The 11,890-nt window shown below is 64.4% G+C and carries 12 protein-coding genes and 1 tRNA gene; 7 read left to right on the top strand and 6 right to left on the bottom strand.

The genetic code is table 11. The features are described 5' to 3' along the window. Positions 1 to 51: 51 nt before the first annotated feature. From HZY77_RS06960 to HZY77_RS06955, 3 genes are read right to left on the bottom strand one after another with little or no spacing between them, the layout of a single operon-like run. A complete protein-coding gene (locus tag HZY77_RS06960) occupies positions 52 to 1,455 on the bottom strand; it encodes an ATP-binding protein (RefSeq protein WP_296820095.1) in 1,404 nt (467 codons plus the stop codon). Further along, entirely contained in the window at positions 1,439 to 1,636 is a 198-nt protein-coding gene (locus tag HZY77_RS17770; protein WP_363154613.1) for a winged helix-turn-helix domain-containing protein, read from the bottom strand. The genes HZY77_RS06960 and HZY77_RS17770 overlap by 17 nt, the downstream gene beginning before the upstream one ends. Continuing rightward, positions 1,597 to 2,121, bottom strand: coding sequence for a response regulator (locus HZY77_RS06955; RefSeq protein ID WP_363154477.1), 525 nt, complete (start codon positions 2,119 to 2,121; stop codon positions 1,597 to 1,599). The genes HZY77_RS17770 and HZY77_RS06955 overlap by 40 nt, the downstream gene beginning before the upstream one ends. Before the next feature lie 174 nt (positions 2,122 to 2,295). Here HZY77_RS06955 and HZY77_RS06950 point away from each other — a divergent pair, with 174 nt between their 5' ends. Together HZY77_RS06950 and HZY77_RS06945 are read left to right on the top strand one after the other, a co-directional pair. Next, on the top strand, positions 2,296 to 3,282 hold the full coding sequence (locus HZY77_RS06950) for a glycosyltransferase family 2 protein (RefSeq protein WP_296820093.1): 987 nt from the start codon (positions 2,296 to 2,298) through the stop codon (positions 3,280 to 3,282). Beyond that, positions 3,279 to 4,859, top strand: coding sequence for a glycosyltransferase family 39 protein (locus HZY77_RS06945; RefSeq protein ID WP_296820091.1), 1,581 nt, complete (start codon positions 3,279 to 3,281; stop codon positions 4,857 to 4,859). The genes HZY77_RS06950 and HZY77_RS06945 overlap by 4 nt, the downstream gene beginning before the upstream one ends. On the opposite strand, the gene HZY77_RS06940 is transcribed toward HZY77_RS06945, so the two are convergent. Then, positions 4,786 to 5,178: a GtrA family protein gene (locus HZY77_RS06940; protein ID WP_296820088.1), complete on the bottom strand. Its 393-nt coding sequence runs from the start codon at positions 5,176 to 5,178 to the stop codon at positions 4,786 to 4,788. The genes HZY77_RS06945 and HZY77_RS06940 overlap by 74 nt on opposite strands. A 38-nt stretch (positions 5,179 to 5,216) precedes the next feature. Between HZY77_RS06940 and HZY77_RS06935 the strand changes: the two genes are divergently transcribed. Next, positions 5,217 to 6,128, top strand: coding sequence for a ChbG/HpnK family deacetylase (locus HZY77_RS06935; RefSeq protein ID WP_296820086.1), 912 nt, complete (start codon positions 5,217 to 5,219; stop codon positions 6,126 to 6,128). On the opposite strand, the gene HZY77_RS06930 is transcribed toward HZY77_RS06935, so the two are convergent. Then, positions 6,095 to 6,184 (bottom strand) — tRNA-Ser (locus HZY77_RS06930). The genes HZY77_RS06935 and HZY77_RS06930 overlap by 34 nt on opposite strands. A gap of 375 nt (positions 6,185 to 6,559) precedes the next feature. Between HZY77_RS06930 and HZY77_RS06925 the strand changes: the two genes are divergently transcribed. Continuing rightward, a complete protein-coding gene (locus HZY77_RS06925; protein WP_296820084.1) occupies positions 6,560 to 8,065 on the top strand; it encodes a hypothetical protein in 1,506 nt (501 codons plus the stop codon). Positions 8,066 to 8,078: 13 nt separating this feature from the next. Here HZY77_RS06925 and HZY77_RS06920 read toward each other — a convergent pair whose 3' ends face one another. Next, on the bottom strand, positions 8,079 to 8,612 hold the full coding sequence (locus HZY77_RS06920) for an NUDIX hydrolase (protein ID WP_296820082.1): 534 nt from the start codon (positions 8,610 to 8,612) through the stop codon (positions 8,079 to 8,081). Positions 8,613 to 8,737: 125 nt separating this feature from the next. Between HZY77_RS06920 and HZY77_RS06915 the strand changes: the two genes are divergently transcribed. The 3 genes from HZY77_RS06915 (at position 8,738) to HZY77_RS06905 (ending at position 11,883) form a co-directional block, all read left to right on the top strand. Then, the gene (locus tag HZY77_RS06915; RefSeq protein ID WP_296820080.1) at positions 8,738 to 9,781 is read left to right on the top strand and encodes a MoxR family ATPase; all 1,044 of its coding nucleotides are present in this window, start codon (positions 8,738 to 8,740) and stop codon (positions 9,779 to 9,781) included. Positions 9,782 to 9,787: 6 nt separating this feature from the next. Then, positions 9,788 to 11,044, top strand: coding sequence for a VWA-like domain-containing protein (locus tag HZY77_RS06910; protein ID WP_296820078.1), 1,257 nt, complete (start codon positions 9,788 to 9,790; stop codon positions 11,042 to 11,044). Then, the gene (locus HZY77_RS06905; RefSeq protein WP_296820075.1) at positions 11,041 to 11,883 is read left to right on the top strand and encodes an Hsp33 family molecular chaperone HslO; all 843 of its coding nucleotides are present in this window, start codon (positions 11,041 to 11,043) and stop codon (positions 11,881 to 11,883) included. Before HZY77_RS06910 ends, HZY77_RS06905 begins: the two co-directional genes overlap by 4 nt. Positions 11,884 to 11,890 lie beyond the last annotated feature (7 nt).

Genomic DNA, 11,890 nt, shown 5'->3' with positions numbered 1-11,890 from the left:
GGACGCCAGGCGGCGCGATCGGGAAGTCGGGCGCAGTATCCGGATCCCGGATTACGATTGGCTTACAGCTTCGTCTTCGAACCGGAATTCGAACAGTGCGCCGCCCAGCGCTTTTNNTCCCGCGGTGACGACCGCGCCGTGCTTGCGCGCCACTTCCTGGACGATGGCCAGCCCCAGACCGCTGCCTTCCGCCGTGCTGCTTTCCGGCGCCCGATGGAAACGTTTGAAGATGAGCGGCAATTCCGCTTCGGGGATGCCCGGCCCGCTGTCGGCCACGGAAAAGGTCGGCGGGAAGGCCTGGACGGCTGCAGTGACCGTTCCGCCTTCCGGGGTGAACTTGAGCGCATTCTCCAGCAGGTTCTTCATGGCTTCCTGGATCAGGACGGTATTGCCCCGCACCGGGATTGCCTGTTCCGTGCCCTCGAAACCGAGATCGATCCGCCGACGCGCGGCTGCCGCGACAAACTCGGTCGTCACCTCGCGCGCCAGTTCGGACAGGTCGAACAGCGTATGGGTCGCGCTTTCATGCACTTCCGAGTGTGCCAACGCCAGCAGTTGGCGCACCAGATGGGTGAGCCGGGCGGCGGCTTTCTGCAGGCGGTCATAGGTGGGCTGCGCGCACGGGCAGGCCGTATCCGAACGGGCCAGTTCGATTTCCGCCATCAGCACGGCGAGCGGGGTTTTGATCTGGTGTGCCGCATCGGCCGTGAAGCGGCGTTGCTCTTCCTGTACCGCCCGGAATCGCATCAGCAGGTCGTTGAGGGCGGTGACGACGGGCCGCAACTCNCGCGGGATGTTGTCGATCGGGATCGCATCGAGGTCCTGGGCAGACCGGTGGGTGATACGGCGGCGCAGTTCCTCGAGCGGGCGCAGCCCTCGGCTGATGCCGAACCAGACGAGCGGGAGCGAGAAGAGAAGGGCGTATGCCTGCGGCACGAGCACGCCGCGGAGCAGGTGGAGGGTCAGCCGGTCGCGCCTGACCGTGGTTTCCGCCACCTGGATTTCGAAGCCCGGAAGCTCATCCCGCTCGCCTTTCAATACGGCGCGCCTCAGCATCTTGCCGTTTAGGGAAATGGTGTCGAATGCCGCGCGTTCGTCGCCGCTGCTGCCGACCGGTACGCGGACCAGTCGGCGGTCCCCTGCCAGCAGCGTTCCGCTGGCGTCATAAATGGCGAAATAGCGCTGGTCCCGGGCATCGCGGATGAGCACGCTGAATGACAGGGAGTCCGGGTCGATCTTGCGGTCGGCTTTATAGCTGGTGGAAACGAGTTCCTCCAGATCGTCCGTGATCTCTTCCAGGACGAGGTCGCGTTCCGTTTCCGCAAGATGGGAGGCATTGCGGTAGGTGGTATAGGCACTGACCGCCAGCAGAACCACAAGCGGGATCAGCAGCCATCCCAGCAGGGCACGGGTCAGGGTGGGATCGGCGCGGCGCATTTCAGTCAACGGGGCCATCGGACGACTCGATCAGGTAGCCCAGCCCGCGCACGGTTCGGATGGTGATGCCTGCGGGTTCCAGTTTCTTGCGCAGGCGATGGATATAGACTTCGATTGCGTTCGATCCCACGGTCGCGTCCCAGCTGGAAATGGCGGCGGTCAGCGCCTGCTTGGAAATGACCTTTCCCGCCTTGTGCAGCAGGCTGGACAGGACTTCCCGCTCGCGACTGGACAGTTCGATTTCGTCGTCGTCCAGAAAACCTGCCGGCTCACGGTGTCGTAGCGCAGTCTGCCCAGTTCCAGGCTGGCCGACGCTGCACCGCCGTGATGGCGCCTGACGAGGGCGCGCAGGCGGGCCTGCAATTCCGCGAGGGCGAACGGCTTGGACAGGTAGTCGTCCGCGCCGCTGTCCAGCCCCGCCACCCGGTCGGCGATCGCCTCGCGCGCGGTGAGGATCATCACGGGCAGGCGGCTGCCGCGTTTGCGCAGGCGCTTGAGCACGTCCAGTCCGTCCATGCGCGGAAGGCCCAGATCCAGCACCAGGGCATCGTAGGTTTCGCTGCCGAGGGCGAGATCGGCCGCCACGCCGTCGCTGACCCAGTCGACGCTGTAGCCTTCCTGCCGGCATGCGCGCAGGAGCAGATCCGCCAGCGCAGGATCGTCTTCGGTCAGCAGGATGCGCATCGAGGCGTGTCGGGAATCGTGTAAGGAGTTTGAAAGGCAGTCAGGCGCATTCTGCATCAACCCCTACTGGATGCGAAACCGGAACCGATGCGCCCATACAAGCTTCATTCCCACGATCTTTCCGTTCTGCCCGTTGCGGAATGGAAAACCTTCCCGTCGACGGCCGAGAAGAACATGGCCGATCGACAGCATTTTTCCATCCGGCCGCGCGACTGGATTCCGGGACTGTCGATCGTCATCCCGTGCTACAACGAAGCGGAGAATCTGAACCGTCTGCTGCCGCGTTTGCAAAGCGTGCTGCAGTCGCTGGTGACGGACTGGGAGGTCATCCTGGTGGACGATGGCAGCCGCGACGCCACGCACGAAGTATTCGCCTTCTGGTCGGCCCAGCCGGGATTCCAGGTCATCCAGCTGTCGCGCAATTTCGGCAAGGAGGCGGCACTTACCGCAGGCCTGGAGTCGGCGCGTTGCGAAACCTGCCTGATGATGGACGCCGACCTGCAGCATTCGCCGGAACTGATTCCCGCGATGCTGGCGCAATGGCAGCAGGGCTACGATGTGGTCTACGCCGTGCGCGAGCACCGCCGCGATGAAGGGCTGTTCAAGCGTCTGGGCGCCCGCTGGTTCTACCGGCTGGTGAATGCCGGCGCGCGTTTCCAGGTGCCTGCGGATGCCGGCGATTTCCGTCTCATGGACCGGGCGGTGGTCGACGCGCTGCTCGCCCTGCCGGAGCGCAACCGCTTCATGAAGGGGCTGTATGCGTGGGTGGGATTCAAGACATCTGAAATTGCCTACGTGCCGGATGCCCGGGGCAGCGGACGCAGCACCTTCAACCCGTTCCATCTGCTGCGGCTGTCCTTCGACGGCCTGACGGCGTTCACCACCTGGCCGTTGCGTATCGCCAGCCTGCTGGGTTTCATCCTGGCGTTGCTGGCATTCGCCTATGGCGGCTACCTGGTCGTCGACTATTTCCTGAGGGGGATCGCCGTTCCGGGCTGGACCACGATCGTGGTGGGCCTGATGTTGTTTTCCGGGATACAACTCATCGGGCTGGGTGTGCTGGGCGAGTATGTCAGTCGCATCTTCGAGGAGGTCAAGGGGCGCCCCTTGTACGTGGTCCGGCGTCGCGCCGGACGGGGCTTGCAGGATGCGCAGCCATGATCGCGGGATGGAACAGAAAGGAAGCAGGATGGTTCCTGCTGGCACTGGCCTGGCTTGCGTTGACGCTGNGGGTCAGGCCGCTTGCCTTGCCTGACGAGGGGCGCTACGTCAGCGTGGCCTGGGAAATGCTGAGTTCGGGCAACTGGCTATACCCCACCCTGAACGGCCTGCCCTTCTTCCACAAACCGCCCCTGTTTTACTGGATCACGGCGAGCAGCCTGGGCATGTTCGGTCTCCACGAGTGGGCCGCTCGCCTGGCGTCGCTGTTCGGGGCCGGAATCGCGGCCTTCACCCTGTATGGCTTCGCCCTGCGGCAANAAGGCACGACGGTCGCGCGCTGGTCCTTGTTGATCCTGGTGACCCAGCCTNTTTTCTTCGGCGCTGCCCAATTTGCCAATCTCGACATGCTGGTGGCTGGCCTGATCGCCTCCACCATCCTGCTGGCGGCTGAAGCGGGACTGAATGCGGAAAGGGGCCTGCCCTACAAGCGCCTGCTTGCCGGCGCGTATCTTGGCGCGGCGCTGGGCGTTCTGGCCAAAGGACTGATCGGCGCCGTGCTGCCGGGAATGGTGCTGGTCGTCTGGCTGGCGTGGAATCGCCGCCTGGTCCTGATGCGCAAGCTGGTCTGGCTGCCCGGCCTGGCTGTTTTCCTGCTGGTTGCCGTCCCCTGGTTTGTCGCCATGCAGGCGCGGTTTCCCGATTTCCTGAATTACTTCTTCGTCTACCAGCAGTTCCAGCGATTTGCCGAAGGCGGATTCAACAATCCCATGCCGTTCTGGTTTTATCCACCCGCCATCCTTCTCCTCATCCTGCCCTGGTCCTGGTGGCTGCCGGCCGCGTTGAAACGCACCCGGCTGGAGGCCGAGACGAAGCCGACGATCCGCTCCCTGATGTGGATCTGGTCGGCCGTGATCGTGGGCTTCTTCTCCATTCCGTCCTCANAGCTGGTGGGCTACGTGCTGCCCGTGCTGCCGCCGTTGGCCTACCTGATAGCCGAGGGGCTGGTACGCAAATGGNGGGATGTGCCGAACCCGCGTTTCCTGAAGGGGTTCGCGCTCGTCGCCGGTGCGGTGTGCCTATCCGCGATCGTGGCCAACAACCTGTTCAACCACAAGACGGACCGGCACTTGAGCAGCCTGATCGCCGCGCAGCGCCAGGCAAGCGAACCCGTCATGTTCCTGCGGGAGCAGTATTTCGACATGCCGTTCTACCTCGGGCTGACGGAGCCGGTCGAAATATTCGACGACTGGAGTGTGGCCAACACCTCAAAAAACGACAACTGGCGCAAGGTCATGGCCGACGCGGGAAAATTCGACCCGGAGAGGGCGAACCGGTTGCTGATCGACCATGCCCGCCTTGAGCATTACATTTGTAGCCACCCGGTTTCATGGCTGGTCGCGCCGAAAGGGACGGAGGGCGAATACCCCTCCCTGCGGAACATCGCGCCGCTGGCGACGCACAAATCGACCGTGGTCTGGCGGCTGACGCGCAGTGAGGTGTCCTCTAGGGGCGGATGCCGGCAAACGCCCAGCGACGACTCAGCAGATAAGTCACCACCGCTACGCACAGCAGGATGATCGCCAGCAGGAAATGATAGGGAACCCGGCTGGTGTGCAGCAGAATGGCATAGGCCGATTCATTGATGGCGAACCCCGCGGCGGACAGCAGCAGGAAGCGGCTGGCCGATTGCAGCACCGGTGCGTCGTGATCGGCAAAGGTGAGCAGCTGGTGGCCGCCGTACGAGACGGTGAAGGCACACAGCCAGCCGCCGACGTTGGCGACCAGGGGCGCGAGATGCATCTTTTCCACCAGCAGGATGACGGTGAGGAGATGGACGAGTGCGGCGGTACTGCCCACCAGGATGAAGACAACCGGTCGGTGACGAAGCAGAAACATGGGGGATTCGCCTGGGAAGATCCCCGGCATTCTACGGGATGACGCTGCCGCTACAACCTGAACCGATATCCGCACGACGCGTCATCAGCGTGTGCGTGGATGACTTCGGCCAGCACGAAGGCATCAACCTGGCGGCGCTGGAACTGGCGGACCGGCGTCGCGTTTCCGCGGTCAGCTGTCTTGTCGACGGACCGGCCTGGCCCTCGGGCGCCCATGCGTTGCGGGCGCGGACGGACAACGTGGAAGTGGGCCTGCATCTCAACTTCACCGAGGATTTCGGCCAGGGAGGGTGCCATGCGCTGGCCGGGCTGATTGCCCGTGCCTATGGCCGCCAGTTCGATCGCGTCCGGATCCGTGCGGCGGTTGAGCGGCAGTTCGATCGTTTCGAGCAGGCCATGGGACAGCTGCCGGATTTCGTCGATGGCCACCAACATGTGCATCAGTTGCCCGTGATACGCGACCAACTCATTGCAGTCATGGATCAACGGTATGGTGCGGCGGTCAGGCCCTGGGTGCGCTCGACGCTTCCGGCAGACGGCTGCCCGCCATCCACTGCATTCAAGGCGTGGCTGATCGGCCGGCTGGGCGCGAACTCCTTGCGCACGCTGGCCGGCCGGCACGGGTATCCGCAAAGCAATCATCTCGTCGGCGTATACGGATTCGATCTTTCCGAAGCGGACTACCTGGTGAGAATGAAAGCATGGCTCGCCTGCGCACGCGACGGCGACGTACTGATGTGCCACCCCTCGCTGCCGTGGCCGGGCGGGGATGGCTTGCAGGACGCGCGGAACCGGGAGTATCGGGCCTTGTCTGGCGAGATTNTTTCCGCGTTGCTGGAATCCGCGCGGCTTGAAATCGGGCCGCTGCGGGGCCGGGCCGGGGAAGAGGGGATCGGTGCAGCCGTGAATCCGGAATCTGGCGGAAGCGGTGAGATTCGAACTCACGGATGACTTGCGCCATCGCCGGTTTTCAAGACCGGTGCCTTAAACCGCTCGGCCACGCTTCCCTTTGGGTGGAATGCACACGCCGGTTTTAGTTCCGGCCGCCGCTTGCGCGGCTTAACTTGCTGTCGCAAGTGAGCCTGCACGAGCCGACTGCTGCGCAGTGCGGCCAAGACCGGTGCCTTAAACCGCTCGGCCATGCTTCCACGGCGCGCATTGTAGCGGGTTCGCCCGGCCTTGTGCGCGACACGAACCACCAGGAACGGGTTGACGTGGCTTCAACACGAGTTGTCGGATTTTCGTTAGCGCATGCTGCGCGGACGCGGCGCGGGTCGTTCAAACCTGAGCAAAACCAAGGTGTTGACCACGGCAGCAGGCAGCCGCTTGTTTGGCATAAATGGTGCTGGTCTGCAGACGTCAGAAACCAGCCGACGCCAGCCATGAGCGATTTATTCGAGATGTTGAGCACGATTACCCGCCGCAGAAAAGCCGAGGCGGGGTCGCCGTTCGCCTCCGTGAAAGCGACCGAGAAATGGCTGAAAAACCTGCATGCGGATTCGGATTACGATGCGCACCATGTGCTGGTCGAAGGCCTCGAACGGTTCAACGCGGAAAATGAACCGGCCACGCTCGGCCGGATGAAATCGCTGATGAAGCTGGAAGAGGCGGGGCTGCCCNTGCAGTCCCGCATCATCGAACAATATGTGCGCAACCAGGCTGCGTTCCGCCTGGCGCGCCAGGCGCTGTGGCGCGAGTCATGGGTGTTCTGGTCGCTGCTGGCGGAGGCCTGGCTCTGCTTGCTGAAGCAGGCGTACCGCAATCCGGCCAGCGCCGAACTCAAACCGTTTGCCGCCGAAATGGCCACCCGTGCGGTGCGCTATGCCGGGCGGGTCATGCGCTGGGACTACCATCAGGCGCGCAATCCTGCCGCATCGGCGTGGCGCCGCGTGCACAAGATCTATCGCCTGATCGAGCGTGACGGGTTTGCCACCCAGGCGGTGCAGGTCGACGGACAACCCACGCACTGCGCCCGCGAATACACGCTTGTAGTGCTGATGGGGCTGGTGCACCCGCTCGGCTACCGCGCGCAGGAAATCGAGTCCATCGCTCGGCTTCTCGAACGCTACGAGCCCCTGCCGTTGCCTGCCACCGTGCCGCTGCGCGATGTGCATACCCACCTAGTGGATCTCTCGCTGAGCGAGGGAGCGGCTGTGCTGGAAAGCGAGTGGGTGCAGGGCCGCCGCCTTCGTTATTTTGCGTTGAGCCCGCTGGTCGATTACCTCAAATCGCTCGGCGAGGCCGCGATCGAGGTCGACAGTGGACTGACCCGCCAGGTCGCGAGCCTGATCGAGCGCGGCGGCATCCGCCGCGGACGCCAGCGTACGAACCGTTTTGGACGCGTGTGGGTGGCGGCCGGCATGGAGAAGATTCTGAGCGCGCTGTCCCATCCCGATTCGTCCAAGGGCAGTCCTGACCTCGAACCGTGGATGCTGCGCGACGAGAGCACCGAGGGCATGGGATTCTCCCTGGCCGAGTCGACGGCGTTGCCGCATGGCCGGCTGGTGGCCGTGAGTTGGGACCCGTCGGAGAACGTGTGGCAGTTGCTGGCGATACGCTGGGACCGTGAGGAGGGTGGTCAGCATCTGGTGGGCACCCAGCGCTTGTCGCGCCATCCCAAGCGGGTGGAAGTCTATTTCGACGTGGAGGCGCCGGGCATGACCCGCGAACCAGCTTGGGCCGTGTTTCTGCCGATGACCCACACCGAGCAGGGCGTGAGCAATCTGCTGCTTCCGAAAACGCATTACCAGTTGGGCGCGCCGTTGATGCTGCGCGATGGCGACGTCGTCTATCGGTTGCGGCTGGGCGAAGTGCAGGAGGGCCACGAAGGCTGGCTGCGCGTCGGCATGGACGTGGTCGGACGGGAGCAGATCGTCGCCGCCGCCTGATGTGTCCGGCGCATCAGCGCGTGCGGATGTCGCCGAAATGAAAGTCGAATGAGCCGGTGCGGCGGTCGTTGAAATACTGTTCCAGCGTCGCACGCACCGTGCGGAAAGCGATGTCGTCCCAGGGGATCTCGGCTTCGGTGAAGAGCCGGGTTTCGAGCGATTCGATGCCGGGCTGAAAGTCGAGATCGAGCAGCCGGGCGCGGAACATGAAGTACACCTGATTGATATGCGGCAGGTTGTACAAGGTATACAGGCCGCCCACTTCGATGCGCGCGCCGGCTTCTTCCCAGGTTTCGCGCGCCGCGCCTTCGAGCGTGGTTTCGCCGTTTTCCATGAAGCCGGCAGGCAGGGTCCACAGGCCGTATCTGGGTTCGATGGCACGCCGGCACAGCAGCACCTTGTCCTCCCATTCGGGAATGCAGCCGACGACCATCTTGGGGTTCTGGTAATGGACGGTGCCGCATTCGGGGCAGACATGACGCGGCAGGTGGTCGCCGCTTGGCACGCGCAGCACCACGGCGCTGCCACATTCACTGCAAAAGTTCATGCTGCTTCCAATTCGGTCTGTGTGCAGGCACGGTATCAAAATCCCCCACCTCGATCAAGGGTGAAACTGGATGCCGGCCGCCCGAGCGATTATCATTCAAGGCCTTACTGTTGTTCTAATTGGCCATGCGTCCCTCCCATATCGAAACCATCCTCAACCGCGAATTCGAGAGCGCGGCCGACGGCCATCACACGCCGGTGATGCTGTGGGGCCCGCCGGGCGTCGGAAAATCGCAGATCGTCGCCAAGATCGCCCAGCAGCATGGCGTGTCGCTGATCGACATCCGGCTGTCGCAAATGGAGCCGACCGACCTGCGCGGCATCCCGTTCCGCAGCGGCCAGCTGGTCGAATGGTCGATCCCTTCGGTGCTGCCGGATGCCGAACGCCACGGCCCGTCGGGCATCCTGTTTCTCGACGAGATCACCTCGGCCCCGCCGTCCGTGTCGGCCGCGGCCTATCAGCTGATTCTCGACCGTCGCCTGGGCGAATACAAAGTGCCGGACGGCTGGGTGATCTTCGCCGCCGGCAATCGCCAGGGCGACCGCGGCGTGACTTATGCGATGCCGGCGCCGCTGGCCAATCGCTTCACGCATTACGAGGTCGAGGTGAACCTGGACGACTGGGTGGACTGGGCGCACAGCGAGGACATCGATCCGCGCGTGATCGCCTTCCTGCGCTTCCGCCCCGATCTGCTGTTCAGTTTCGACCCGGCGCACACGCCGATCGCCTTTCCCAGCCCGCGCTCGTGGGAATACGCGCATCGCGCGTTGCAGAAATTCGACAAGACCGATCTGCTGGCCGATGCGCTGATGGCCTGCGTCGGACAGTCGGCCGGCCTGGAACTCAAGACCTTCGTCGACAACATGGCGCAGATGCCCGACATCGATGCCATCATCGCCGGCGAGGTGGCGGACGTCCCCGAAGGGATCGACCTGCAGTACGGCGTCGCGGCCGCACTGGTCCGGCGCGCGCTGAAGGCGGCCGACAGCGGCAATGCCACGGCGGTGTATGGCAATATCCTCAAGTACGCGCAGCGTNTTCCGCAGCGCGAAATGGGCGTGATGCTGGTGAGCGACCTGCATCGCGCGGTGGGGCGTCCGCTGTTCGCCGTGCCGGCCTTCGCCGAATGGGCCAACAGCATCACCGATCTGGTTTTATACGAGCATTGATGTCCCATGGCTGAAGCCAACGACGCCGCGCTCGAACCTATCCTGACCAAGCTCGCCGCGGCGCGCACGCGGCTCATCATGGAGCGCCCGTTTCTCGGCGCGCTGGTGATGCATCTGCCGCTGAAGGTCGGCGGCGAGGGATGCACGACCACCGGCACCGACGCGCAGGCCTTCTATTTCAACCCGAAATTCATCGACAACCTCAATCTCGCGCAGACGCAGTTCGTGCTGGCGCACGAGGCGATGCACTGCGCGATGGGGCACACCCACCGGCGCAACCATCGCGTCAAACGGCGCTGGGACGTGGCCTGCGACCACGCGGTCAACCTGATCCTGATCGAGGAAGGCCTGAAGCCGCCGCTGCACGGCATCCTTGCCGACCAGAATTACATGACGCTGTCGGCGGAGGAAATCTATCCGCTGATCCCCGAGGACACGCCGGAAGAGTCCTTCGACCAGCACATGTTCGACAACNGACAACGACGCCGGCGCCAGCCCCGACGAGAACCAGCGCCAGGACAATCCCGATGCCGGCGAATCCGGGGGCAGGGCAAGGAAGGCCAGAGCCAGGCCGAGGAAAAGGAGGGCAGCGGCAGCCAGGCCTCGCAGAAGCCGAACGAGTTGTCGCCCAGCGAGCGCGAGGAACTCGCCGAGCAGTGGAAGAATCGCCTGGCCGCCGCCGCCCAGGCCGCACGTCAGGCCGGCAAGCTGTCGCAGTCGATGATGCGCTGGGTCGACGATCTGCTCGCCCCCAGCCTGCCCTGGCGATCGCTCCTGGCGCGTTTCTTCGCGGTCAATCAGCGTGACGACTATTCGTGGCGCCGGCCGTCGCGGCGCGAGGGCGACGCGCTGCTGCCGCGCCTGTCGAGCGAGGGTATCGACGTGGTGGCGGCGATCGACACCAGCGGCTCGATCAGCGACGAGGAATTGCGCGAGTTCGTCACCGAGCTCGATGCCTTGAAGGGCCAGGTGCGTGCACGCGTCACCCTGCTGGCGTGCGACAACCATGTGGCGGAACAGGCCCCGTGGGAATTCGAGCCCTGGGACACCATGCAGTTGCCGACCGAACTCTCAGGCGGCGGCGGTACCGATTTCCGCCCGGTATTCGACTGGGTCGAGCACGAAAACCGCAGCCCCAACATGCTGGTGTATTTCACCGATGCCGAAGGCGATTTCCCCAAAGTCCCGCCGAATTACCCGGTGATCTGGCTGGTCAAGGGCAAGGGCGTAGTGCCTTGGGGCGAACGGGTGCAGCTGAATTGAGCGGGCCACCCGACCGCGTCCGCAGCTTCCTGTTCGAGCAGCTCGACATCCGGGGCGCCTGGGTACAGCTGGGCGGCGCCTGGCGCGAGATGGCGGCGGGGCGCGATTACCCCGAGCCCGCCCTCGAATTGCTGGGCCAGTTGGCGGGGGTGACCACGCTGATCGCCGCCAACCTCAAGCAGGCGGGGCGACTGACTTTCCAGCTGCGCGGCGACGGCGAGGTGTCGCTACTGGTGATGGACTGCGACGAGCAGTTGCGCCTGCGCGGCATGGCGCGCACGCCGCCGCATCTGTCCGCGGGCAGTCTGTCGGCCCTGCTGGGCGACGGTGCGCTGACCCTGACCCTCGATACCGCCGACATGCGCCAGCCCTACCAGAGCCATGTCCCCTTGCAGGGCGATACGCTCGCCGCCGTATTCGAGCATTACCTCGCGCAGTCCGAGCAGGCGCCGACCCGGTTGTGGCTGGCGGCCAATCACGAGACCGCGGCGGGCCTGTTTTTGCAGGCCTTGCCGGGCGCAGCCATGCGCGATGCCGATGGCTGGAATCGGGTGCAGATCCTGGCCGACACGGTGCGGGCGGACGAATTGCTCGGCCTCGGCGCGATCAAGCTGATCGAGCGCTTGTTTCCGGAAGAGGACGTGCGCGTGTACGATCCGCGCCCGGTCAGTTATCACTGCCCGTATGATCCGGACAAGATCTACTCCATGTTGCGCAGCGTCGGGCGCGCAGAATGCGAAGACATCCTTGCCGAGCAGGGCGAAATACGGGTGCACGACGACATCTGCAACCACGAGTACGTGCTGGATGCGGCCGCGGTGGCGGCTTTGTTCGAATGAAAGGGGA

The organism is Thiobacillus sp., from assembly GCF_013693775.1.
In the GTDB taxonomy this organism is placed as follows: Bacteria; Pseudomonadota; Gammaproteobacteria; order Burkholderiales; family Thiobacillaceae; genus Thiobacillus.
This window is presented reverse-complemented; position numbering and strand designations above follow the sequence as displayed.

Excerpts from the sequence above, each read along its gene's own strand:
- HZY77_RS06955 (WP_363154477.1), bottom strand. The coding sequence starts at position 2,121 with ATGCGCATCCTGCTGACCGAAGACGATCCTGCGCTGGCGGATCTGCTC.
- HZY77_RS06950 (WP_296820093.1), top strand. The coding sequence starts at position 2,296 with ATGGCCGATCGACAGCATTTTTCCATCCGGCCGCGCGACTGGATTCCG.
- HZY77_RS06940 (WP_296820088.1), bottom strand. The coding sequence starts at position 5,178 with ATGTTTCTGCTTCGTCACCGACCGGTTGTCTTCATCCTGGTGGGCAGT.
- HZY77_RS06920 (WP_296820082.1), bottom strand. The coding sequence starts at position 8,612 with ATGAACTTTTGCAGTGAATGTGGCAGCGCCGTGGTGCTGCGCGTGCCA.